Source organism: Streptomyces sp. NPDC001663, assembly GCF_042893105.1.
Classification (GTDB): domain Bacteria; phylum Actinomycetota; class Actinomycetes; order Streptomycetales; family Streptomycetaceae; genus Streptomyces.
Genome location: NZ_JBIAUR010000037.1, coordinates 15,179 through 38,883 on the forward strand (window position 1 = coordinate 15,179; position 23,705 = coordinate 38,883).

Consider the following 23,705-nt stretch of genomic DNA (forward strand, 5'->3'; position numbering starts at 1 on the left):
AGAGGACCGGCGCGGGACGGCGGTGCGGCAGCGGAGGGGGGAGTCGACGGCCGGACCCGAGGGCCGGCCGGGCGAGCAACAGGGCGAAGGCATGCGGTGCGTTACGTCTTTCTGGAAGCACGCCCCGCACATCCCCGACGTACGCCTCGCACAACGCCGTACGGGGCCGACTGGGCGCGCGCCCCGAACTTCGCTCGCCGAACGCACGGCCGTCCTCGACAACGCCTCCGCCGGATCGATGCCGTGCATGCCCGCCTGCCGCGAACTGCACACCGGCCGCCACAACTTCCTGCACCGCTCGTGGGACCGCTGAAGCCGTTCGACGACTCGAAGCCGGACCTGAAGGAGGTGCGGCGGCCCGTCTACCGCCAGGACTGGATCAACCGACAGCACATGTCCACCGAGGACCGGCATCCGCAGACGCTGACCTTCGATGCCGGACGCGACTTCATCCGCACCAACGCCGGCGACGACCGGTGGTTCGTCCAGGTGGAGACCTTCGACCCGCACGACCCGTTCGTCTCCCATCAGCGCTTCGCGGGCCTCTGCCCGCACGACCACGACGGCCTGCACTTCGACTGGCCCGACCACAAGCGCGCGGCCGAGGCCCCGGACGAGGTCGCCCACGCCCGCTACGAGTACGCCGCCCTGCTGTCGATGTGCGACCACTCGCTGGGCCGGGTCCTGGACCTGATGGACGAACTGGACCTGTGGGACGACACGTTGCTCATCGTCAACACCGACCACGGGCTGCTGCTGGGCGAGAAGAACTGGTGGGGCAAGGGAGTGCTGCCCTGGTGCAACGAGCTGGTCCACCTGCCCCTGTTCGTCTGGGACCCGCGCGAGGGCTCCGCCGGTGAGCGACGCCGGAGCCTCGTGCGGATCATGGACCTCGCCCCCACCCTGCTGGACTACTTCGGCGTGCCGATCCCAGCCGACATGCAGGGCAGATCGCTGCGAGGCGTCCTCGCCGACGACACCTCGGTCCGCACGGCAGGCCTGTTCGGCATCGACGGCGGCCGCGTAAACGTCACAGACGGCCGCCACGTCCACACGCGCGCCTGCGCCGACGACACCAACGGCCCGCTGTACGAGCACACCCTGATGCCGACCCGGATGCGGGGCCGCTTCACCTCCGCCGAACTGGCGGGCGCGACGCTCGCCGAACCGTTCGCCTTCACGAAGGGCGTGCCCACACTCCGCGTCCCGGGCCGATCGATGATCAACCCGGGCGCGTACGGCACCCTCCTGTTCGCTCTCGACACTGATCCGGAGCAGACCGAGCCCTTGGTGGACGATGCCGTCGAACTGCGCATGTCCACCCTGCTCGTGGAGCTTCTCCGTGCCACCGACGCCCCGGTCGACCAGTACGAACGCCTCGGCCTGCCCCGAAGCGGCCCGGTGATCGGGGAGCATCTGTTGGTACGCGCCCAACGGGAGCGTGCCCAGGCCGCGTTGCGGCCGGTGCCGCCGGTCGAGGACTTCGCCGAGAGCCGGCTGTCGGTCCGGACTCCCGTTCACGTCCTGACCGGCGACCCGGCCGCCGCCATCCTGGCCCGTCACATCCCCGGCGTCACCGACTCCGAGAACCTCCAGTTCATGGACATCATCTCGCTGATCGGCCTGGCGGCGCTGCCGGTCGCCCGGATCTCCGTCGACAAACTGCACGCCATCGCAGCGGAGTGGGCCGCGCTTGACACCGTGTGAGCACCTGCCGGCGAAGAGCCGGCAGGTGCTCACACGGTCGAGGTCAGGTCGTCGGCAGGCCCGCCCAGAAGGCGAGATCGTGCTCGGCGGCGAAGCCGGTGCTGACCTTGGAACAGGCTGCTGGGGCGTCGTGGCTCGCCGGATCGGTGTCGCAGGCCTTGAGGGACATCAGAGCGCCGGTCTTCGGGTCGTAGGTCGGCCAGGTCGGCGTACCTGGGCCGTTGGGAGCACCGGTTGCCGCGAACCGGCCCCAGAAGGTGATCATCTGGTGGGACAGCTCCAGCTGGTCGTCGTCGTACGGCAGGCTCTGGCCCAGGTAGTCCCAGATGTAGCCGAGGTCGTCGACGTGGATCGCGCCTCCGAAGGGGAAGTCGCGGGCCGTCTGGGTCTTCTGCTGGAGGAGGTGGATGGAGGTGAAGTGCGGGGTATCGCTCTCGGCGAACTCGTAGGCGTAGGTGGGCACCCACTTGGACAGCGATGTGAAGAGCTGCTGGCGCGTGTACGAGGTGGAACCGTTCTGGACGGCGGTCCATGCCTCGCCCGGAGTCCGGTAGGCGCCGAGCGGATACTCCGCGAGCACCTTGTCGGCATTGGTCCCGTACGTGGCGCGCACCTGTTGCCCGTACTGCGCGGCGGTCATGGGGGTGCCGAGGTAGTCGTAGTTCTGGAAGGTGAAGAGGCCACGCTCACTGTTGGTCTGACCGAGCATCACCGGGACGCGATTGATGTTCCCACTCTGCACCGCGTTCGCCGGGTTCACCGGGAAGGCGGCTCCGCCGACGGAGGGGGAGACCCCGGCTGTCTTCTGTGCGGTCAGGAGTTCGGCGGCCGGCTTGGCGCGCAGGCAGGCGAGGACGTCGGCGGCGGTGCCGCAGCCGACGGTCTTCACGAACGCGGCGCTCTGCGTCTGCGCCGTGGCCGCGGACTGGAGGTTGCAGCCCCCGCTGACGATGACGGCGTGGGTGAACAGGCCCTTGGCGGTGGGCGAGGCGAGCTCGTCGCAGACCGCACTGCCGCCGGCGGACTGCCCGGCGATCGTCACGTTCTTCGCGTTTCCGCCGAATCGCGCGATGTTGCGTTGCACCCAGCGCAGGGCAGCCTGTTGGTCGAGCAGGCCGTAGTTGCCGGGTCCGTTCCGGCTCTCGGTCTGCAGTGCGGGCAGGTTGAGGAAGCCGAGGGCGCCGAGGCGGTAGTTGACGGTGACGACGATCGCGCCGGTCTGCTCGACGAACTTGCGCGGATTCGTGTCCTGGCCCGCGCCTCCGGTGTTGCCGCCGCCGTGGATCCAGACCACGACGGGGGCGTTGTTCCTGGCGTCGTCGGGCACGTACACGTTGAGGGCGAGGCAGTCCTCGCTGGTGATGGTCTTCTCGTAGCCGGGGTCCCAACCGCTGTTCTGCGCACACCGGTTGGCGAACGCGGTGGCGTTGCGCACGCCGGACCACCTGGCCACCGGTTGCGGGGGCTTCCATCGGTTGGCGCCGGAGGGATCGGCGGCGTACGAGATGCCGAGCCACTCGTCGTAGCCGTCCCGGCTGTCTCCGCGGACCTGGCCCGCGTCCGTCCGCACCACGAGGGAGGACGGGTGCGCGGCGGTCGTGTCGGCTCGCGCGCTCAGGGCGTCCGCGGCGACCGGGGACAGCAGTCCCAGGCCGAGTACGCCCGCCGCGGCCCATGCCACGGCGGCTCTGCTGGAGGTTCTCGTTCCGGGCATGGTTCCCAGCTCCTGACTCTGCGATCGGGAACGGTGAACTGGACGGCGGGGAGAGGGACATATGAGAGGGGCGACCTCGGTGGGGGCCGTGTCGGCGTTGCTCGGCCGAGGGGCACCGGGCACCGGCGGGACACGAAAGTCACGAGTCCTGTGTGTCACCCGGGTGTGCTGCTCCGAATCGACCCGCCGTGCCGTAGGGTTCCCGCGTTCACCACAAGGCCAAGCACCTTGCGTGGCTGGTCGACCGCCCCAACACCCTGATCCAGACAAGGGGCAAGGCTGCGCTCGCCAACGCCCGGCGGGCCTACCAGGCGTACGAGGAGTTCTTCTCCTCGGCTCGCTGGGCCGCCCTGGAGCAGCCAGGCGCCGACAAGCAGCGCCCCCTGTGGGCCTCCACCGGTGTGAAAACCCGGGATACACGGACGAGCGGGCGAGGACCGATTCACTGAACTCTGTCTCCACCGAGCTCGAGCGTCTCGCCCCGAAGAAGGCCTGGCAACAGGACCGCCGGACAGGCCTGGCGGAGTCCTCTCAGGGCGCGGCACCAGCCGTCCGCGACACCGGGGCACGTCGCGATGCTCCACCAAGGGACCGGCTGCGGCCGGCTCGGTGGCGCCGAGTCGGGTTCGCGGCCCGTGCCCCCCTGAGCTGGAAGAGACTGAGGGGGAGTGCCGTCCCGTCGAACCGGGGCCGGGGCGCTACCAGGTCGGCTGGGTCGGGTAGTAGCGCCGGAAGAAGTCGGTTTTCCCGGCGCCGGCGTCGGGGATCCGGCGCCAGTGGTCGCCGAGTTCCATCGTGGAGAACTGATCTGGGCGCGCCGGAGCCCAGTGTGGGAGCCCCGCCCGGTTGGGGTCGCCGTGCGTGGCGAAGCTGACGATGTAGGACGACATCGTCTCCGCGATGCGCCGGTCCTCGGCGGTCCAGGGCCGGTCGGTGGCGTAGAGGTTGTCGAACACGTAGTTCATCTCCGAGCCGTGGTAGGCACCGGTCATTCCGGGGATCTGCGCGGCCCCGGGTGGCGCGTGGGTCCAGAAGTAGGTGAACACCGGGCTCTTGGCGCGGCGGGCCCACGCCGTCGCCCACAGGGAGGTGGAGACGCGGAAGCCGTCCCGGATCGACGCGTTGGCCTGCTCACCCGCCTCCGTGTCGTCGGCCGCCGGGTAGAGCGACAGGAACTCCTCCGCCATGGAGCCGTACTTCCTGGCGGCGAGGTCACGGAAGGCGGCCAGAGTAGTGGCCGGTGTCGAACTTGCGCCGCTCTCGTCCTTGTTGTTTCCGGTGAGCACGGGAACGTCGTTGTGCAGGCCGGACTCGAGCGAGTCTCCGTAGGAGCGGGCCAGGACATACCCGTCGAGGACCGGGCGGAACAGAGGCGGCGAGCCGTTCACCGGGCTGCTGACGCTGCTGTCGTTCTGGTTGTCGTCCGTCAGGACCTGGGCCACGGTCAGCGCACGCATCTCGGCGAGGGTGGTGGCGCCCCGCTGTGCGGCCCAGGCCGTGCCCTGGGCCTCGGCGACGATCAGGGAGGGGCGGTAGGAGCTGGCCAGAGCGGCGATCTCCGGGTCGTGCGGCCCCAGTGCTCCGCTCTCCGCGACCGCACGGTGGAACAGTCCCCGGGCGAGCGGTGCGTAGACCAGGTCCAGTACGGAGGCCGCGCCGGCGGACTGCCCCGCGATGGTGACCCGGTCGGGATCGCCGCCGAAGGCGGAGATGTTGCGCTGGACCCATCGCAGGGCGGCGATCTGGTCGAGGAGTCCGTAGTTGCCCGAGGAGTCGTTGCCGGACTCCGCCGTGAGCTGGGGGACCGTCAGGAAGCCCAGTGGACCCGTGCGGTAGTTCACCGTCACTACGACCAGGCCCCGACGGGCCAGGCCGGCGCCGTCGAAGGCCGGGTCCGAGGCGAATCCCCCGTTGAACCGGCCGCCGTAGAACCAGACGAACACCGGCCGCCTCGACCGCGGTTCGGCGGTGGTCGTCCAGACGTTGAGGTTCAGGCAGTCCTCGCTCATCGTCGGTGGCGAGGTCACCCAGGGCGGTATGCCCTGCGGGCAGGCGTCACCGAAGGTGTCCGCCGCGCGCAGGCCCGACCACGTGGGCGCGGGGCGCGGGGGCCGCCAGCGGTGCTCGCCTGCGGTGGTGGCCGCGTAGGGCACGCCCCTGAAGACCGTCACGCCGGGTAACGCGGTGGCCGTTCCCGAGAGCCGTCCCGTCTCGACGCCGACCGGGCCCACGGGCGTCCGCCCGGCCCCGGCCTCGTCCGCCGCCGTGAGCCCGTGGGCGGGTGTGCCGAGGCGCAGCACCGTCGCGGCGGAAGCCGTCGCGACGAGGGTCGCGCCGAGAACCGTACGGCGGCTCGGTGCTCCTTCTGTCGGACGCCGGTCGTTGGGTGGAGTCACCACAGGGAGTCACCTTTCACTGCTGTCGCACGCTGTCCTGGAGCCGGCTTCCTGTACTTGTCGCTCGCGTCGCCGACGGACGCCCGACCGAAGGTTCCAGGCGGCGAGCAGGGCCGTCAACGGCGTGACGGGTAAGCAAATCGTTCGTTTCCCGGTGTGGTCGAGCGTCGGCAACTTCCCTTCCCGAGGCCCAACTTGCTGGACCTCGCGCCTCTGCGCGAGCAATTGCGCAGTGAAACGCCGGTCGTACCGGTCAGCACGCCTGCCGGGGATCGGTCTGGCTAGTCACCCGCTTCGAGGAAGTGCGTGACCTGCTCGGTGACAAGCGCCTCGGCGCTCCCACCCAGAGCCGTTCTCCGCCAAGCGGATGCTGATGCTCTGGTGCCGTCACGGTGGCCGGAGGGCGGTCACGACCGGGGCGCCACGGTCCGCCCGGCGCCAGCTCCGTTCCCCCCGGGGCAGCGCTGCTCAAGGGTGCGCCCAGCGGTCACATCGCAATACTGCATTCCCCTACATGAACACCGGGTTGACTCATCGTGCGATGTCCGCAATGGCAGCTTTCGTCCGGAATGCGCGTCACGGAGTCGTGCACGCGGAAGGAGGTGGCAGGCCCGTGGACGGGTCTGCCACCTCCTTCTGTGCCCGCAGGGGTCAGGAGATCTTGACCAGTTGCCACTGCTGGTTGGTGCCGCCGGAGTTGGGCCACTGGTCGATGGCCGCGCCGTTGGTCGTCGAGTTACCGAAGACGTCGACCATGTAGCCGTTCAGGCGGGACTCGATGGTGTAGTTGCCGCCGTCCGTCGGGGCGATCTGCCACTGCTGGTTCGGCTGACCGGTGCCGGACCACAACTGGAGCTGGATGCCGGACCAGTTGGTGGCCGCCGGGATGTCCAGGGCCTTGCCGCTGCCGACGCCGGTGATGGTGTAGTAGCCGGCGCTGTTCCTGGCCAGGGTCCACTGCTGGTTCGTGGCTCCGGAGTAGGCCCACTGGTCGATCAGCGTGCCGTTGGCGGTGCCCACCTGCCAGGCGTCGAGCGCCTTGCCGCTGCGGACGCTGACGATCTCGTACTTGCCCGAGAGGTCGGGCACCGTTCCGGGGGTGATGGACAGGTTGGAGTACTGGACGGGGGAGTAGTCGGCGGTGCCGAGCCCGATCTGGCCGCCCTGGTAGCTGCTGTCGGTAACGGTGCCGACGGTGGTGCCGTCGATCCTGACCGTGATCGTGGTGCCCTGGAAGCCCAGCGACAGATTGTGCCAGGTGCCCGTGCCGGGCGCGGTCACCGTGCCGGAGGCCAGTGTCGTCCAGGTCCAGGCGGTGTTGGTCTTCTGCAGCGACCAGGCGCCCGTGTCGGACAGGCGCAGGTGGTAGGCGTTGAGGCCGCCGTTGTTGATCGCCTGGGTGCCGGCCCGGCCGATGATCTCGGCGGCGCTGCCGCTCTTCTCCAGCAGGACGTCCGAGCTGACGGTGTAGTTGCTCCAACCCAGCTCGCCCATGAGGGTGTAGGGCTGGCGGCTGGTCTCGTGGGTCCACTGGATCGGCACGGACTGGGCCATCTGGCGCAGACACTGGCCGCTGCGCCCGCCGCCGCAGGGGGCCGACTCGAAGGCGCCGTTCATCGAGGCGAAGTACTTCGCCTCCGCACCCGCGGTGTACCCGGCGAAGGTGTCGGAGTAGGGCAGCGACAGCTGGGAGCGCTGCGGCGGCGTGGTGCTGCCCGCGCCCTGACCGGTGGTGGTGGTCACGGTGTAGATGTGGCCGGGTGCGAGGGTGAGCGTGTACGTTCCGCCGCTGGCCGTCAGATCGGTGCCCTGCACCATGCGCGGGGAGTACGCGGCAGGCGCGGACAGATCGGTGGACCACACGTGCAGGGTGCCGCCGGGCAGACCGCCCGCGGTGCTGAGGGTGACCGTCTGGGAGGCGGTGGCGTCCATCGTCTCGAAGACGGTGGACCAGTTGCTCTTGTCGGCCGCGGCGTAGCTGACGTAGCTGCCGTTGGCGCGGTCGCCGCCGAGGTAACCGGAGGCGGTGTCGAGGTACTTCCAGCCCGGCTTGGTGAACTGAGTGGTCTGCGCGAGGGCCCAGGTGGTGCGGCCGACGGTGTAGTTGCCGGACCACGGCTGGTTCGCGTTGACCAGGCCGACGGTGTCGTAGCTCAGGTTCGAGTAGATGGACGCGACGATCGGCCAGTTGATGTAGGCGGTCATCTTCGCGTCGATGTAACCCCGGTTGAGGGCACGGGCGACGGGCAGGGCGCCGGTCTCCGCGTCCTGCGAGCCGTTCTCGCTGGCCCAGATGGGCTTGCCCAGACTCTGGGCGTCGGAGGTCGAGGTGCAGGTGGTCATCGTGGTCACGTAGCCGCACGGGTAGTGGGCGCCGGCGACGTCCACCGCCGAGTACAGCGCGCTGTCGTTCTTCATGCCGGTGGCGATCGTCCAGGCGTTGGTGCCGTACTTGTCGCCGCCGATGAGCTTGACGGAGGTGTAACCGTGCGAGATGAGCGATGACTTGAGGCTCTCGTACCAGGAGGCGTTGTAGACGTTCTCGTTCCAGCCGCCCACGTAGTCGATCGTCAGGCCGTGCTGGGCCGCGCAGCCCAGCCAGGACAGGTAGTAGTCGATCATGTCCTGGGAGTAGAAGCTGCCGCTGCCGATCCAGCCGGGCGCTCCCCAGGGCATGGCGAACAGCTTGATGTCGGGGTTGCGGGCCTTGGCCTGCTCCATCAGCCACCACTCGTAGCCGGCGTTGCAGTTGATGGTGCCCTTGGTGTGCTCGATGCTGGTCTCGGCACCGTCGGTGGAGTTGGTGTCTCCGCCCATCTCTACCTTGAGCATCTGAAGGCCCGCGCCGTACCCCGGCTTGAAGAGGTAGTCGAGGATCTCGCTGCGCTGGGTGGCCGGCTAGTCGTAGAGCAGGCGACTGTTTCCGCCGCCCCCGCTGATCGCCCCGACGCCGTCGAAGGTACGGCCGCCGCTCGCGCCGTCGACGGTGACGGCGGTGCTGGTCGCGGCGACGGCCGGTGCGGAGGCCCGTCCGCTGAGCAGGGCTATGGCGAGGAGCAGGGCGGCCAGCACTGCCAGCCGCCTCCCGTGTCGGTGACGCGGTATCAGGACGTGGGGCACGGTGCCTCCTGGGGAGGTGCGGGCGCGTGGGGACGCGACGGGGTACAGGCCCGTGTGAGCGCTGGACCGGGGGAGAGGTTCGCTGCTGTGCGGGGAAGCGCGGCGAGGGGGAGGTTGCTCGGCCTTCTTGTCTCGTGCACACAACGGCCGCGCTTTGTGAGGCTGGTGCCGACGACCATCGACCCTTGGAACCTTTTGTGCGGTTCGGTGGGACCGAGGGCGCCTAAAAACAACGAAAAGGAAAGTAACCGAGCGGACGGCAACTTATAAGGGCGGTGTCACCGGGTCAAGATCCTGGACACAGATCTGGGTAATCGTTTGCGCAGACGTCAGCGCGCCGTCCGGGGGAGTGGCCGACGGACCGTGTCCGCGGCGCATGTCCCGGCCTGGGAACGGTCCGCGGCGCAGTGCCTTGCTGTACCGTCCATCCGGTACTGCGAAGGAAGGGCTGGATCATGGCGGGTGCGCGGGACAGGGTTCTTGACGCGGCTGAGGACGTGCTGCTGGACGAGGGCGCGGTCCATCTGACGCTGGAGCGGGTGGCCACAGTGGCCGGCGTGAGCAAGGGCGGGCTGCTGTATCACTTCCGCAGCAAGCAGGCGCTGGTCGCCGGGATGGTGGAGCGGCTCATGGAGCACTTCACCCTGGACTACGAAGCGCTGGAGGACGAGGAGCCCGGCGCGGCGACGCGGGCTTTCCTCGACAGCAGTACGGACGTGCCGGCCTCGGACACGGGCCGTCGCCATGAGCGGCTGGCGGCGGCGATGCTGGCCGCGGCGACGCTGGACCCGGAGCTGCTGGTGCCGATCCGGGAGTACTACGAACAACTGCAGCGCCGGATCGAGGCGGATGGCATCGATCCGGCGCAGGCCACGTTGGTACGGCTGGCCGCCGACGGCTGGTTCTTCTCCCGGCTGTTCGGCTTCCCGTTGCCGTCGGACGAGCTGGGAGAAGAGGTCCGTGCGGTGCTCAGTGCGATGACGCGAGCGCGTCGGGCTTGATCTCCGGTGCCTTGCGCAGCACCGCGTGGGCCGCGAAGGCCGCGAGAGCGAGGGCGCCGGCGCAGGCCAGGTGGACGACGGTGAGACCGTGGAGAAACGCGTCCTGGGCGTGGTGCAGCAGCGCCGTACCGGACGGGCCGGTCAGTGAGCCGGCCGCTTCGGTGGCGGCGGCCATCGAGTCGCGGGCGGCGTGCTGGGCGGCCTTCGGTACCTCGGGAAGGCTGGTCATGCCACCCCGGTAGGCGACGTTCGTGAGGCTGCCGAGGACTGCCACGCCGAGGGCGGCGCCGAGTTCGTAGCCGGTCTCCTGGATGGCGGCGGCGCCTCCGGCCCGCTCGGGCGGGGCCACCTGCATGAGGGTGGTGGTCGCGGCGATCACGGCCATTCCGGCACCGAGTCCCAGGACGGTGAGGCCCAGGCCGAGCGGGCCGTAACCGGCCGACACGGGTACGTAGGCCAGGATGAGCAGGCCCGCGATCGCGATCCCGAATCCGGTCACGAGTGTGCCGCGCAGGCCGATACGCGGCATCAGGCGGGTGGTGACGCTGGTGGCGAACAGCGCGGCGATCGCCATCGGGGCGAGGGCGATGCCCGCGGCCATCGGGCCGTAGCCCTGAATGAGCTGGAAGCGCTGGCTGAGGAAGTACATCGGACCGAACTGCGCGAACATGCCCAGCAGGACGCACATCGCGCCGATGGTGAAGCGGCGGTCCGTGAAGAGGCTCAGGTCGAGCAGCGGATGGGCCAGCCGGCGCTGGCGGACGACGAAGGCGATCAGCAGGGCGACACCGACGACGAACGCGGCGACCGTGGTCGTGGTCAGTCCGTGCCCGAGCTCCTTGATCGCGTAGACCACGCCGACGACGCCGCCGAGGGACAGCAGCACGCTCGGTACGTCCCAACGGCCCTCACGGTAGCCGTGGGACTCGGGCACGTAGAACGCGACGAGCGGAACGCACAGCGCGATCACCGGCGCGGCCGCCCAGAACGCCGCCTGCCAGCCGAAGTGCTCCACCAGGAGCCCGCCCGCGACCGGTCCCGCGGCCGCGCCGGCCGCTCCCACGGCGGTCCAGATCGCCACCGCCCTGCCCAGCTCACGCTGGTCGGTGAAGACGTTGCGCAGGATCGACAGCGTGGACGGCATGATCACGGCGGCACTGAGGCCCAGCAGGGCGCGGGCGGCGATGAGTTCACCGGCCGAGCCGGCGAAGACACTGCCCACCGAGACGACCCCGAAGAGAACACAGCCGATGAGCAGGGTGCGCTTGCGTCCCACACGGTCCGCCAGGGTGCCGCCCGCGACGAGCAGACCGGCCAGGACCAGCGAATAGCTGTCGACGATCCACAGCGACTGCACCGCCGAGGAGTCCAGCTGCTCGGTCAGCTGAGGCAGGGCGACATTGAGCACCGTGGCCGCGATCACGGTCACCAGCAGGGGCAGGCACAGCACCCCCAGGATCAGCCATCGTCGGGCGGGGGAGTGGATGGGCGGTTGAGTGGTCATGAGCGGACCCCTTCCTGAGCGTCTTACGATGACTCTACTATACCGTCTGGACGGTACAGTAGAGATGGGTCGAAGAACGCAGGGCGTCAAGGCCCGGAAAGACCGGGCGGCGGTCCCCTCAATGATCGTCGAGGCAGTCAGGCCCGCCAGAGGTGACGGCCCGGCCGGGTGATCGCGATGCTCGGGACGACGGCCGAACGGGAGAGGGCGACCACGGACGCGACCATTTCCGCGACGTCCGCCGCTGTGATCATTTCCTCCCTCGCCAGCCGGTCGTGCATCCAGGAGGTCATGTCGGTGTCGACGTAACCGGGAGCGACGGCACACGCCGAGACTCCCGCCTCCGACTCCTCCACGTTCACCGACTCGCACAGTGACAGCAGGGCGGCTTTGGTGGCCGCGTACGCGGACAGCGACGGCTCCGCCACCATGCCGGTGAGCGAGGCGACGGCCACCACCTTCGCGCCGTGGCATACACCGGTCACCTCGTCCGGACCGAGGGCCGCGGTGGCGCGCAGCGCGGGCAGACACTCCTGGACCAGCTGGAACGGGGCGCGGAGGTTCACCGCGTACTGCTTGTCGAGCCGCGACAGCGGGAAGCCCTCGATCGAGCCCGCCTGGCCCATGCCCGCACTCAGCACCAGCGCGTCGAGCCGGTCGTCGTACGTCGTGAGGTGCTGGCGCGCCACCTCGTGGATGTCGGCCTCGACAGCCATGTCACCGGGCGTCGTGTGCACCCGGACCCCGTACTCGGCACGCAGTCTGTCCGCCAGCGCGGTCAGAGGCTCCGGGGTGCGGGCCGCGAGCGTCAGATTCCAGCCGCCGGCGGCGAGGCGTGACGCGATGGCCGCGCCGATGCCTCGGGAGGCCCCGGTGACGAGTGCGGTACGGCTCATGCGGTGTCCTGCCTGTTCAGGGTGGTGAGGCCGGCCTGCAGCAGGGGCAGTACGGCGTCACCGACGGTGTGGAAGCCCTCGCCGACCGTCTTGCCCTTGAGGTGGCGGGCGTGGATGCCCTCCGCGATCACCGCGAGCTTGAAGTAGCCGAGTGCCCGGTAGAAGGGGAGGTGGCTCAGATCCGCGCCGGTTCGTGAGGCGTAGTGGTCGGCGAGTTCGGCGGCGGTGGGGAAGCCCGGGTTGCCGTCCAGGACGTGCCGGACCCCGAGGACGGGCTCGGTGACGGTGTCCCAGTAGACGAGCAGCATGCCCAGGTCCGCGAGCGGATCGCCGAGCGTGGCCATCTCCCAGTCGACGACGGCACGGACGACGTCGGGACGGGCCCGGTCGAGGATCGTGTTGTCCAGGCGGTAGTCGCCGTGGACGATGCCGCTTCCGGAGCGCGGGGGCAGCCGGTCGGACAGCGCGGAGTGCAGCCGTTGCAGATGGGGTGTCTCCCGGGTGGCGACCAGGTCCCACTGGCCGCGCCACCGCTTCACCTGCCGTGCGAGATAGCCCTCGGGCCGGCCGAAGTCGGCCAGCCCCACCGGCTCCGGGTCCACCTGGTGCAGGGCGGCGAGCCGGTCGACGAGCTCCAGCGCACAGCTGTGCCGGAGAGCGGGCGTGAGCGACGCGGCGTCCTCCGCGCTGCGGATGACCGTCCCGTCCACGTACTCGACCACGGCGAACGGAGCACCGAGGACCGAGGAGTCCTCACACAGACCGATCGGCCGGGCCACCGGTACGCCGGTGCCGTGCAGAGCGGCGACGACACGGTACTCACGGGACATGTCGTGGGCGCTGGGAGTCAGCGTGCCCAGGGGCGGGCGGCGCAGCACCCAACGGACCGGCCCACCGTCGTCGAGGGCGTACGTGAGGTTCGATCGGCCACCCTGGATGAGGCGGGCCCGCAGCCGGCCGGAGAACTCGGCCACGTGCGTATCGAACCACCGCTGGAGGCCGGGCAGGTCCAGACCGGCCGGTGCGGCGGCCGACATCTCGGGCGCGGTCATGACGCGCTCTCCTCAAGCCCGCGCGCGTGACGGCTGACGGCCCGCCGCGCGATGGCCCAGCGGTGGGTCTCGGAGGGGCCGTCGTAGATACGGAACGCCCTGACCTCGCGCAGGAAGCGGGACAGCGGGATGTCCGAGGAGATTCCCAGGGCTCCGCAGATCTGCAGGGACCGGTCGACGACACGTCCGACGGCCTCGGCGACGAAGGTCTTGGCGATGGAGGACTCCTGGGCGCCCCGCGCGCCGGTGTCGAGCAGCCACGCCGTGTGCCGGATGAGGGCACGGCTCGCCGCGATGTCGATCTCGGAGTCGGCCAAGTGCTGCTGGATCATGCCGAGTTCGGCGAGCCGCGAGCCGAACGCCTCGCGCGTGCCCGCCCGCTCCAGGGCGATGTCCTGGGCCCGCCGGGCGAGGCCGAGCCAGCGCATGCAGTGCGTCAGCCGGGCCGGAGCCAGCCGCACCTGGGCGTACGCGAAGCCCTGGTCCACCTCGCCGAGGACCTGGTCGTCCCCGACCACGCAGTTGTCGAAGACGATCTCGCTGTGGCCCCCGAACAGGCCCTCGTCGAGGGTCTTGAGGTCCCGCTCGATGGTCATACCGGGCAGGTCGGCGTCGACGAGGAACATCGTCGCTCCGCCCCGGTCTCCCGGCTCGCCGCCGGTGCGGGCCATGACGATGGCGAAGCCGGCACCCCGCGCACCGCTGATGAACCACTTGCGGCCGTCGATGCGCCAGCCTCCCGGCACCCGGGTGGCGCGGGTGGCCAGTGCGCTCGGATCGGAACCGGCGCCCGGGGCCGGTTCGGTCATGGCGAAGCACGACCGGATGTCACCGGCGGCCAGGGGAGCGAGGTAGCGCTCCTTCTGTGCCTGCGTGGCGACCTTCTCCAGGAGGTGCATGTTTCCCTCGTCGGGAGCCGCGATGTTGAGGGCGAGCGGCCCCAGCAGCGAGTAGCCCGCCTCTTCGAACACCTCCGCCTGACCGCGGGTGTCCAGACCCAGGCCGCCCCAGGCACGTCCCACATGCGGGGAGAGCAGCCCGGCGGCACGCGCGCCGTCCTGGAGCTGCCGGCGGACCTTCTCCGGGGCGTCGTGCAGCCTGCCGCCGGTCTCGGCTTCCACGGGAATCACGACCTCACGGACGAACAGCCGGGTCCGTTCGGCGAGTTGGGCGACGTCGGGTTCGATGTCGAACTGGATGGGCACGGTGATCTGGCCTTTCGGATCGTACGGGTGGGTCGGCGGCCGACCTGTCTCGGTGAAGGCGTGCTGTCAGCGCGGGGCCATGCGGATCGCCCCGTCGAGGCGGATCACCTCGCCGTTGAGCATCGGGTTGGCCACGATGTGCTCGACGAGGGCGGCGTACTCGTCCGGGTCGCCGAGCCTGCTGGGGTGCGGCACCTGGGCGCCCAGCGAACGGCGTGCCTCCTCCGGCAGTTGGTTCAGGATGGGGGTGGCGAACAGGCCGGGCGCGATCGTGACCACGCGGATCAGGCTTGAGGCGAGCTCGCGGGCGATCGGCAGGGTCATACCGACGATGCCGCCCTTGGAGGCGGAGTACGCGGCCTGTCCGATCTGCCCGTCGAAGGCGGCCACGGAGGCGGTGTTGACGATGACCCCGCGTTCCTCGCCGAGCGGCCCGGTCGGCTCGGCCCGCTGCATGCGGTGCGCGGCCAGGCGGATGACGTTGAACGTCCCGATCAGGTTGATCTCGACCACCCGGCTGAACCGCTCCAGAGCGAGGGGCCCGTCCTTGCCGACGGCGCGCCCCGGGTCCCCGATGCCGGCACAGTTGACGACCACCCGCAGCGGCGCGGCGTCGACCGCCAGATCGAGCGCGGACGCCACCTGCTCGGGATCGGTGACATCGGTGGGAGCGAAGACGACCTGAGAGCCGAGTCCGTCGGCGACCGCCTTGCCGGCGGACGAGGGAAGATCGGCGATGACCACCCGGGCCCCGGCCGCCGCCAGGCGCCGCGCGGTGGCCAACCCGAGTCCTGAGGCTCCGCCGGTGACGAGGGCGGAACTGGCCGGGAGATTCATGCGTATTGCCTTTCGCGAAGTGATCCCGGACCACTGAGGTGGCCGGGGGTGCGCCGGGGGCGCTGTGGCGAGAAGAGATCCGTGCGGGTGCGCCGGGGGCGCTGTGGGGAGAACAGGTCCATGCGGGTGAGCTGGGGACGCTGTGAGGAGAACAGGTCCGCGCGGGCGGGCCGCGTGGCTTTCACAGCCGCTCGATGATCGTGGCGTTGGCCATGCCGCCGCCCTCGCACATGGTCTGGAGGCCGTAGCGGCCACCCGTCGCCTCCAGGTGATGCACCAGGGTGGTCAGCAGGCGGGTGCCCGACGCGCCGAGGGGATGGCCGAGGGCGATGGCGCCCCCGCGCGGGTTCACCTTCTCCGGGTCGGCGCCGGTCTCCCGCTGCCACACGAGCGGTACGGCGGCGAAGGCCTCGTTGACCTCGAAGGCGTCGATGTCGTCGATCGACAGGCCCACGCGGTCCAGTGCGCGCAGGGTCGCGGGGATCACGCCGGTGAGCATCAGCAGGGGATCGCTGCCGGTGACGGCGAAGGAGTGGAACCGGGCGCGGGGCCGCAACCCCAGGGCCTCGGCCCTGGCCTCGCTCATGATGAGCGCGGCGGAGGCACCGTCGGTGAGCGGCGAGGAGTTGCCCGCCGTGACCCGCCACTCGATCTCCGGGAACCGGCCGGCGATCGTGTCGTCCCGGAACACCGGCCGAAGACCGGACAGCGTCTCGGGTGTGGTGGACGGCCGGACCGTCTCGTCGGCGGTGTGGACGCCGACCGGGACGATCTCGGCCTCGAAGCCTCCCGCGGCGGCGGTGGCCGCGGCGAGCCGATGGGAACGGGCGGCGAAGGCGTCCATCTCCTCGCGGCCGAACTTCCAGCGCGCGGCGATGAGTTCGGCCGACACTCCCTGCTGGACCAGGCCGTCCGGATAGCGCGAGGCGAGCGGGGCGTACGGATCCTCGCCCTGGACCGCCGAGAACATCGGCACCCGGCTCATGGACTCGACACCGCAGGCGATCGCGATGTCGTACGCGCCCGCCAGCACGCCCTGCGCCGCGAAATGCGCGGCCTGCTGACTGGAGCCGCACTGCCGGTCGACGGTGGTGGCCGGCACGCTCTCGGGCAGCCCGGCGGCCAGCACCGCACTGCGGGCGATGTTGAGGGCCTGCTCACCGTTCTGCCCGACGCACCCGGCTATCACGTCGTCCACCAGGGCCGCGTCGAGGTCGTTGCGGTGCAGCAACTCCCGCAGCACAGTGGCGAGGAGCTCCACCGGATGGGTCCCGGACAGCGCGCCGCCGGGCTTGCCCTTGCCGGACGGCGTCCGTACGACGTCCACGATCACCGCTGACTGCACGGCCGTTCTCCTTGTCGTCACTTGCCCTGCCAATGGGGAGCGCGCTTCTCCGCGAAGGCCCGCGGGCCTTCCACGGCGTCCTCGCTGCGGCGGACCTCGTCGAACTCGGCCTCGTTCATCTCCCACACCTCCGGCTCCCAGTCGGAGCCGAACTCGGCGCTGCGGCGCATGATGCGCTTGCTGGCCCGTACGGCCAGGGGCGCGTTGGCCGCGATCCGCCCGGCGAGGTCCAGGGCGACGTCCAGCACCTGGTCCGCGGGCACGGCCTGGTTGACCAGACCCCAGCGCAGTGCGGTGGCCGCGCTGAGCGGTTCGCCGGTCATGATGGCGTGGGCGGCGACCTTGGGCGGGATCTGCACATGCAGTCGCAGCAGCCCGCCGGCGGCCGCGACCAGCCCGCGTTTCACCTCGGGAAGCCCGAGCTGCGCGTCCTCGCTGATCACGGCGAGATCGCAGGCGAGCACGATCTCCGTGCCGCCGCCGAGCGCGAAACCGTTGACGGCGGCGATGAGGGGCTTGTCCACGAGGTGGCGTACCAGGCCCGCGAACCCCCACTCGGGGTGTCCCGGAGCGCTGACCTGCCGGCCGGCCCCGAGTTCCTTGAGGTCGGCGCCGGCGCAGAAGGCCCGGCCCGCTCCGGTGATCACGCCGACCTTGAGGTCGGGGTCCTCGTCCAGTTCCCGCAGGGCGCTGCCGATGGCCGTCGACATCGCGGCGTTGACCGCGTTCATCGCTCGGGGCCGGTTCAGGGTGATCACGGCGACCGGCCCGTGCCGACGCAGGACGGCGGCGGCCTCCTGGTCCGGCAGGTCCGGGGTTTCTACGGAGAGGGCCACGCTCGGCTCCTTCGTCGGGTGGGTGATGCACTCGACGCTACTGTTGACCGCTCGTACGGTCAACAGTAGCGTCGGCGGACAGGACCGGCACGCTTCAGGAGCGGACATGCGGATTCAGGCAGCGGTACTCAGGGCGAGTGACGGGCCCTTCGCCATCGAACACGTCGACCTCGCCGACCCCGGACCGAGGCAGGTACGGGTGCGCATCGCGGCCGTGGGGTTCTGCCACACGGACGTGCTGCCCCGTGACCCGGGGTTCCTCGCCCGGCCTCCGCTCATCGCGGGCCACGAGGGCGCCGGCGTGGTGGAGGCCCTCGGCCCCGGGGTCACCGAACCACCGGTCGGGGCCCATGTTCTGCTGTCCTTCGACCACTGCGGAACCTGCGAGAGCTGCCTGGACGGCCACCCCGCCTACTGCCACGCGTTCTTCCAGCGCAACCTCACCGGCACCGGAACGGCGGCCGACCCGCAGCCGGTGACCGACGCCGACGGAAAGCCCGTCGCCTCGCGCTGGTTCGGCCAGTCCTCCTTCGCCACCCACGCCCTGGTCGACGTACGCAACACGGTCGTCGTCGACCAGGACCTGCCGCTCGATCTGCTGGCACCCCTCGGCTGCGGCATCCAGACCGGAGCGGGGGCGATCCTGCTGGCCCTCGGTGTCCGAGCCGGTGCGCGCGTCGTGGTGTTCGGCGCGGGAGGGGTGGGGCTCGCCGCCGTGATGGCGGCCAGGATCGCCGGCGCTTCCACCGTCGTGGCGGTCGACCTGCACCGCGGCCGACTCGAACTCGCCGAGGAACTCGGTGCGAGCCACGCCCTGGAGGGCGGTGACGGCATCGCCCGACAGCTGCGGAAGATCACGGGTGGCGGAGCCGACTACGTGCTCGACACCACCGGCGTGCCGGAAGTGATCAGGGCCGGAGTCGACAGCCTGCGGCCCCGGGGGACCATCGGCCTCGTCGGTGCCCAGTCACGCGACCTCGTGCTGGGCCCCGCCGCCCTGGCGACGGGCAAGAACGTCATGGGAATCCTCGAGGGCGACGCCGTACCCCGGCTGTTCCTGCCCCGGCTGATCGAGCTGTGGCGACAGGGCCGCTTCCCCTTCGACCGTCTCGTGCGCACCTATCCGCTGAGCGAGATCAACACCGCCGAACGGCACGCCGCCTCCGGCGAGACCGTCAAACCCGTCCTACTGCCCGGGAGCTGAACCGATGTCAGAACAAGCCGATCCGATGTCAGAACAAGCCTATTCGATACCGGAGAAGGCAGACCCGCTGTACCACCGAGAGCGCCTCTTCATCGGCGGCGCATGGCGGCCCGGCACCGCGCCGGATGCGATCGCGGTGGTCTCGCCCTTCACCGAACAGCCGGTGGGCCGGGCGCCAGGCACCGCCCCCGCCGACGTCGACGCCGCCGTCGCCGCGGCCCAGCGCGCCCTCACCGACACACCCTGGGCGTCCTGGGACACCGAGAGCAGGGCGGCGGCGCTCGACCGGCTGGCCGACGCGCTGGAACGCCGGGCGCAGGACACCGCACGCCTGGTCACCGCCGAGAACGGCATGCCGATCTCGGTGTCGAGCGCGGTCGAAGGCCCGGGCCCCGCCCAGACGCTGCGCTACTACGCGCAGCTGGCCCGCACCGTCCCGCAGGAGGAGCGGCGCCCGGCCGCGTCCGGTTCCGGAACCACCGTCGTGCGCCGCGAGCCGGTCGGGGTGGTCGCCGCCGTCGTCCCCTGGAACTTCCCCCAGTCGCTGACCATGTTCAAGGTTGCCGCCGCCCTCGCCGCGGGCTGTGCCGTCATCGTCAAGCCGGCGCCCGAGACTGTGCTGGACGCCTTCCAACTCGCCGACGCGGCACTGGAAGCCGGCCTGCCGGACGGCGTCGTCAACGTCATCACCGGTGGCGGCGACATCGGCGCGTACCTGGTCGGCCACCCCGGCGTCGACAAGGTCGCCTTCACCGGGTCCACCGAGGTCGGCCGGGCCATCGGCGAGGTCTGCGGGCGGCTGCTGCGGCCCGTCACCCTCGAACTCGGCGGCAAGAGCGCGGCCATCGTCCTGGACGACGCCGACCTCACCTCGGCGGTCCGCGGACTGGCCTGGGCCTGCCTGCTCAACAGCGGCCAGACCTGCTACACCAGTTCCCGCATCCTCGCGCCACGCGGCCGCTACGAGGAGGTCGTCGACGCGGTCGCGGACCTCGCGCGTTCCCTGCGCGTCGGCGACCCCTCCGACGCGGCCACCCGGGTGGGCCCCCTGGTGTCGGCCCGGCAGCGCGACCGCGTGGAGTCCTACATCGCCGCGGGCCGGGCGGACGGGGCCAGGGTGGTCACCGGCGGCGGCCGGCCCGCGGGCTTCGAGCGCGGCTGGTTCGTCGAACCCACCGTCTTCGCGGACGTGGACAACTCCGCCGCCGTCGCCCGCGAGGAGATCTTCGGCCCGGTCCTGGCGGTGATCCCGTACGACGATCTCGACCAGGCCGTGGCCATCGCCAACGACTCCCCGTACGGGCTGGCCGGCACCGTCTGGACCTCCGACGAGGAGAAGGGACTGGAGATCGCCCGCCGGATGCGCACCGGCACGGTCGGCGTGAACTTCTACAACCTCGATCTCGGCGCACCCTTCGGAGGCGCCAAGGCCAGTGGACTGGGCCGCGAACTGGGGCCGGAGGGGCTCGCCGCGTACGTCGAGTACAAGTCGGTCTACCTGCGCCGGTGAGTGACCGCGACGGGGCCGCCGCACCGGATCGGTGCGGCGGCCCCGTCGTTCTGCCCGCAACCGTGCTCAGCCGACCATCGACACCGTGAACTCCCCGTCGGCGTACGACCGTCGGACGCCGTTCTTGTCGATCTTGCCGACACTGGTCTTCGGAATCCGCTCGACGAACGCCCACCGCTCCGGAAGCCACCAGCGCGCCACCCGCCCGTCGAGGAACGCCCGCAGCTCGTCCGCAGAGGCGACCGCGCCCTCGCGCAGGACGACGCAGACCAACGGCCGCTCCTCCCACCGCGGGTCGGGCACCCCGACCACGGCGACCTCCGCGACCGCCGGATGTCCCGCCAGCGCGTTCTCCAGTTCCACGGTGGAGATCCACTCGCCGCCGCTCTTGATGCCGTCCTTGAGCCGGTCCTTGAGTTCCACCCACCCTCCGGGGTGGATCACCCCCAGGTCACCGCTGCGCAGCCAGCCGTCGCGGAACTTGTCCGCCTGCTCCTCGGCCCCGATCCGGAAGTACGAGCCGACGACGGTCGCCCCTGCCAGCTCGATCTCGCCCACGGCCTTTCCGTCCCACGGCAGTTCCGCCCCCGACTCTTCCACCACCCGGGCCCGCACGCCGGGCACGAGCCGGCCGCTGCGGGTGGCCCACCCCGTCTCCTCACCGTCGGGTGTGCCGTGCGGCGGGCGGGAGAAGGTCAGCAGGGGACTGGTCTCGGTCATGCCCCAGCCCTGCGTGAGGCGCACCCCGTGGCGGGCGTGGAAGCCGTCCACCAGCGCGGCCGACAAAGGCGAGCCGCCCGCCACGGCCAGCCGCAGACTGCTGTAGTCCGCGGCCGTACGGACCCCGTGGTCGTCGAGGCCGCTCCACAGCGTCGGCACCGCCGCCGCCGCGGTCGCCCGCAAGTCGCCGATCGCCGCGGCGAGATGCTCGGGCTGAAGGAACCGGTCGATCATGATCAGATCCGATCCCGCCAGCCAGGCCGCGTACGGCCAGCCCCAAGCCGTGGCGTGGAACATCGGCACGATGGGCAGCACCCGGTCGGCGTCGCTCATCGCGTAGGCGCTGCCGGTGGAGATCTGCAGGGTGTGCAGGTAGATCGAACGGTGGCTGTAGGCGACCCCCTTGGGAGCGCCGGTGGTGCCGGTGGTGTAGCACAGGACGGCCGCCGAGCGTTCCGGCAGCTCCGGCCAGTCGAAACCGGGGGAGGCGGCGGCCAGCAGGGTCTCGTAGTCGTGCACGGTGACCGACGCCGGCGCCTCAAGTCGTGCTTCGCCGACCACGATCACATGGCGGACCGTGGTCAACCGGCCGATGATCCGCTGGAGTTGTGGCACCAGATCGGCGTCCACGAGGACCGCCTTGTCGCCCGCGTGGTTGGCGATGTAGACCAACTGCTCGTCGTGCAGCCGAAGATTCAGCGTGTGCAGGACCGCGCCCATGCCCGGGACGGCGAAGTACGCCGCCAGATGGGCGGGGGTGTTCCAGGCCAGGGTGGCGACGACGTCGTCCCGTCCGATCCCCAGCATGGTCAGTGCGGCGGCCAGCCGCTCGGTCTGTCCGGCCAGCTCCCCGAAACCCGTCGTGGTACTGCCGGTCCCGCCTGTTCCCAGATAGTGATGGACGCGGCTGTCCGGATGCACGGTGGCCCCGTGCCGGAGGATGCCGCTGACCAGCAGCTCCGTCTCCTGCATCGTGCTGTCCATGGTCCGCCCTTCCCGACGCGCTCAGCTCGTCGCGTGACCCCTGCCGGGCTTGACCGCCGACAGACTGTGGACTTACGTTAGACCGTACGTACGGTCAAAAACAATGGTCGTACGTTGTCCTGTCTTTCGAACCGAGGGATCCGAGGAGCTGGAGTGACCACTCAGACGTGGGGCCCTGACCTGGGGCATCCGGACACCTACCGCGACGGGGTCCCGCACGGGCTGTTCGCCGAGCTCCGCCGCACACGGCCCGTCGCCTGGATCGAGGAGCCGCCCTCCGAGGGCTTCGCCGGCGGCCCGGGGTTCTGGGCCGTGACCCGCTACGAGGACATCGTCACCGTGTCCCGCGACCCGGCCGTCTTCTCGTCCCATCAGGGGGCGACGTTCCTCAGGGACCAGCGGCCCAAGGACCTCGCCGCGCTCCAGCAGATGATGCTCAACATCGATCCGCCCGAGCACGGCAAGATGCGGTCCATCGTCAGCAAGGCATTCACGCCGCGCATGGTCCAGGGGCTGTTCGCCTCCGTCGACGCCCATGCCGAGGCGATCGTCTCCGGTCTCGAACCGGGTGCGGAGATCGACCTGGTGGAGCAGGTGTCCGCCGAGATGCCGCTGCGGGTCCTCGCCGACGTCCTCGGGGTGATCCCCGCCGACCGCGGTCTGCTGTACGACTGGACGAACCGGATGGTCGGGCTGGACGACCCGTCGTACGGCGGTCTCCCCGCCTTCCTCTCCGCCTTCACCGAGATGTTCGGCTACGCGGCCGAGCAGACCCGCATCAAGCGCGCGCACCCCACCGGCGATGTGTGGAGCACCATCGTCAACGCCGAGGTCGACGGCGAACGGCTGTCGGCCGGTGAGCTGATGCGCTTCTTCCAACTGCTGGTGATCGCGGGCAACGAGACCACCCGCAACCTCCTCACCGGCGCCGTGCTCACGCTCGGCGAGCATCCCCACCAGTGGGACGCCCTGCTCGCGAACCCGGAGTCGCTGCCCTCCGCGATCGAGGAGGTGCTGCGCTTCCACTCGCCGGTGATCCAGTTCCGGCGTACGGCCACCCGCGACACCGTCCTCGGTGGTCAGGAGATCGCCGAGGGCCAGAAGGTCGTGCTGTTCTACGGCTCGGCCAACCGCGACGAGGCCGTGTTCCCGGACCCGGACCGCTTCGACATCACCCGCAATCCGGTGAACCACCTCGCCTTCGGCGTCGGCACCCACTTCTGCCTCGGCAACAGCCTGGCCCGGATGGAGGCCCGTGCGCTGCTCGGCCGGCTGTTCGCGCGCTTCCAGCACATGCGTGTGACCGGCGAACCCGAGCGGTTCCGCTCCAACTTCATCAACGGAATACGGCGGCTTCCGGTCCATCTCGGCCCGGCCGCGCAAGAATCCTGACGCCCGAGGAGGCGACCCAGACATGAAGATCCTGCTCGACCGGGGCAAGTGCACCGGCCTCGGCATCTGCGAGTCCATGGCCCCCGACGTCTTCGAGGTGGACGACGACGGTGCCCTCGTCCTGAGGACCGACACCGTCCCCGAGGGGCGACTGGCCGAGATCGAGGCAGCGGTCACCAGCTGCCCCACCGAGGCCCTCCGGCTGGTGGGGGAGTGACTGTCATGAGTGAATCCCGGCGACTGGTCGTCGTAGGTGCCTCTCTGGCGGGGCTGCGTGCCGTG

At 70.6% G+C, this 23,705-nt stretch carries 19 protein-coding genes and 2 pseudogenes; 8 read left to right on the forward strand and 13 right to left on the reverse strand.

Annotated features, from left to right (window positions below):
- Positions 1–91 precede the first annotated feature (91 nt).
- Both ACFY1L_RS54640 and ACFY1L_RS54645 read left to right on the forward strand, forming a co-directional pair.
- Positions 92–313, forward strand: coding sequence for a hypothetical protein (locus ACFY1L_RS54640; RefSeq protein WP_388843056.1), 222 nt, complete (start codon positions 92–94; stop codon positions 311–313).
- A complete protein-coding gene (locus ACFY1L_RS54645; RefSeq protein WP_388843057.1) occupies positions 301–1,707 on the forward strand; it encodes a sulfatase-like hydrolase/transferase in 1,407 nt (468 codons plus the stop codon). Before ACFY1L_RS54640 ends, ACFY1L_RS54645 begins: the two co-directional genes overlap by 13 nt.
- A gap of 43 nt (positions 1,708–1,750) precedes the next feature.
- On the opposite strand, the gene ACFY1L_RS54650 is transcribed toward ACFY1L_RS54645, so the two are convergent.
- A complete protein-coding gene (locus tag ACFY1L_RS54650; protein ID WP_388843058.1) occupies positions 1,751–3,421 on the reverse strand; it encodes a carboxylesterase/lipase family protein in 1,671 nt (556 codons plus the stop codon).
- Between the two features lie 269 nt (positions 3,422–3,690).
- Between ACFY1L_RS54650 and ACFY1L_RS54655 the strand changes: the two are divergent.
- A pseudogene (locus ACFY1L_RS54655) lies at positions 3,691–3,834 on the forward strand (transaldolase); the annotation flags it as partial.
- Between the two features lie 285 nt (positions 3,835–4,119).
- Here ACFY1L_RS54655 and ACFY1L_RS54660 read toward each other — a convergent pair.
- The 4 genes and pseudogenes from ACFY1L_RS54660 to ACFY1L_RS54675 form a co-directional block, all read right to left on the reverse strand.
- Positions 4,120–5,820 (reverse strand): carboxylesterase/lipase family protein, encoded by a 1,701-nt coding sequence (locus tag ACFY1L_RS54660; protein WP_388843059.1) that lies wholly within the window; start codon positions 5,818–5,820, stop codon positions 4,120–4,122.
- A gap of 648 nt (positions 5,821–6,468) precedes the next feature.
- Positions 6,469–7,749, reverse strand: a complete 1,281-nt coding sequence (locus ACFY1L_RS54665) for an RICIN domain-containing protein (RefSeq protein WP_388843076.1) — start codon at positions 7,747–7,749, stop codon at positions 6,469–6,471.
- A gap of 138 nt (positions 7,750–7,887) precedes the next feature.
- Positions 7,888–8,700 (reverse strand): annotated as a pseudogene (locus ACFY1L_RS54670) (galactosylceramidase); the annotation flags it as partial.
- A gap of 15 nt (positions 8,701–8,715) precedes the next feature.
- A complete protein-coding gene (locus ACFY1L_RS54675; RefSeq protein ID WP_388843060.1) occupies positions 8,716–8,937 on the reverse strand; it encodes a hypothetical protein in 222 nt (73 codons plus the stop codon).
- A 455-nt stretch (positions 8,938–9,392) separates the two neighbouring features.
- Here ACFY1L_RS54675 and ACFY1L_RS54680 point away from each other — a divergent pair, with 455 nt between their 5' ends.
- Positions 9,393–9,938: a TetR/AcrR family transcriptional regulator gene (locus ACFY1L_RS54680; protein ID WP_388843061.1), complete on the forward strand. Its 546-nt coding sequence runs from the start codon at positions 9,393–9,395 to the stop codon at positions 9,936–9,938.
- Here the strand turns inward: ACFY1L_RS54680 and ACFY1L_RS54685 are convergent.
- From ACFY1L_RS54685 to ACFY1L_RS54715, 7 genes are all read right to left on the reverse strand, one after another.
- Positions 9,907–11,442 carry an MFS transporter gene (locus tag ACFY1L_RS54685; RefSeq protein WP_388843062.1) on the reverse strand — a complete coding sequence of 512 codons (1,536 nt, stop codon included), beginning with the start codon at positions 11,440–11,442 and terminating at the stop codon, positions 9,907–9,909. The genes ACFY1L_RS54680 and ACFY1L_RS54685 overlap by 32 nt on opposite strands.
- Positions 11,443–11,579: 137 nt before the next feature.
- Positions 11,580–12,338, reverse strand: a complete 759-nt coding sequence (locus tag ACFY1L_RS54690; protein ID WP_388843063.1) for an SDR family NAD(P)-dependent oxidoreductase — start codon at positions 12,336–12,338, stop codon at positions 11,580–11,582.
- A complete protein-coding gene (locus ACFY1L_RS54695) occupies positions 12,335–13,390 on the reverse strand; it encodes a phosphotransferase family protein (RefSeq protein WP_388843064.1) in 1,056 nt (351 codons plus the stop codon). The genes ACFY1L_RS54690 and ACFY1L_RS54695 overlap by 4 nt, the downstream gene beginning before the upstream one ends.
- Positions 13,387–14,595 (reverse strand): acyl-CoA dehydrogenase family protein, encoded by a 1,209-nt coding sequence (locus tag ACFY1L_RS54700; protein WP_388843065.1) that lies wholly within the window; start codon positions 14,593–14,595, stop codon positions 13,387–13,389. The genes ACFY1L_RS54695 and ACFY1L_RS54700 overlap by 4 nt, the downstream gene beginning before the upstream one ends.
- Before the next feature lie 66 nt (positions 14,596–14,661).
- On the reverse strand, positions 14,662–15,432 hold the full coding sequence (locus ACFY1L_RS54705; RefSeq protein ID WP_388843066.1) for an SDR family NAD(P)-dependent oxidoreductase: 771 nt from the start codon (positions 15,430–15,432) through the stop codon (positions 14,662–14,664).
- Between the two features lie 181 nt (positions 15,433–15,613).
- On the reverse strand, positions 15,614–16,777 hold the full coding sequence (locus ACFY1L_RS54710; RefSeq protein WP_388843067.1) for a thiolase family protein: 1,164 nt from the start codon (positions 16,775–16,777) through the stop codon (positions 15,614–15,616).
- A 17-nt stretch (positions 16,778–16,794) separates the two neighbouring features.
- On the reverse strand, positions 16,795–17,613 hold the full coding sequence (locus ACFY1L_RS54715; RefSeq protein ID WP_388843068.1) for a crotonase/enoyl-CoA hydratase family protein: 819 nt from the start codon (positions 17,611–17,613) through the stop codon (positions 16,795–16,797).
- 106 nt (positions 17,614–17,719) lie between these two features.
- On the opposite strand from ACFY1L_RS54715, the gene ACFY1L_RS54720 reads away from it, so the two are divergent.
- Together ACFY1L_RS54720 and ACFY1L_RS54725 are read left to right on the forward strand one after the other, a co-directional pair.
- The gene (locus ACFY1L_RS54720) at positions 17,720–18,817 is read left to right on the forward strand and encodes an NAD(P)-dependent alcohol dehydrogenase (RefSeq protein WP_388843069.1); all 1,098 of its coding nucleotides are present in this window, start codon (positions 17,720–17,722) and stop codon (positions 18,815–18,817) included.
- A gap of 25 nt (positions 18,818–18,842) precedes the next feature.
- Positions 18,843–20,327 carry an aldehyde dehydrogenase gene (locus tag ACFY1L_RS54725; protein WP_388843070.1) on the forward strand — a complete coding sequence of 495 codons (1,485 nt, stop codon included), beginning with the start codon at positions 18,843–18,845 and terminating at the stop codon, positions 20,325–20,327.
- Between the two features lie 66 nt (positions 20,328–20,393).
- On the opposite strand, the gene ACFY1L_RS54730 is transcribed toward ACFY1L_RS54725, so the two are convergent.
- Positions 20,394–22,031 carry a fatty acid--CoA ligase gene (locus ACFY1L_RS54730; protein WP_388843071.1) on the reverse strand — a complete coding sequence of 546 codons (1,638 nt, stop codon included), beginning with the start codon at positions 22,029–22,031 and terminating at the stop codon, positions 20,394–20,396.
- A 153-nt stretch (positions 22,032–22,184) separates the two neighbouring features.
- Here ACFY1L_RS54730 and ACFY1L_RS54735 point away from each other — a divergent pair, with 153 nt between their 5' ends.
- Positions 22,185–23,423: a cytochrome P450 gene (locus ACFY1L_RS54735; RefSeq protein ID WP_388843072.1), complete on the forward strand. Its 1,239-nt coding sequence runs from the start codon at positions 22,185–22,187 to the stop codon at positions 23,421–23,423.
- Positions 23,424–23,445: 22 nt separating this feature from the next.
- Positions 23,446–23,640: a ferredoxin gene (locus ACFY1L_RS54740; protein ID WP_388843073.1), complete on the forward strand. Its 195-nt coding sequence runs from the start codon at positions 23,446–23,448 to the stop codon at positions 23,638–23,640.
- Positions 23,641–23,705: the final 65 nt, after the last annotated feature.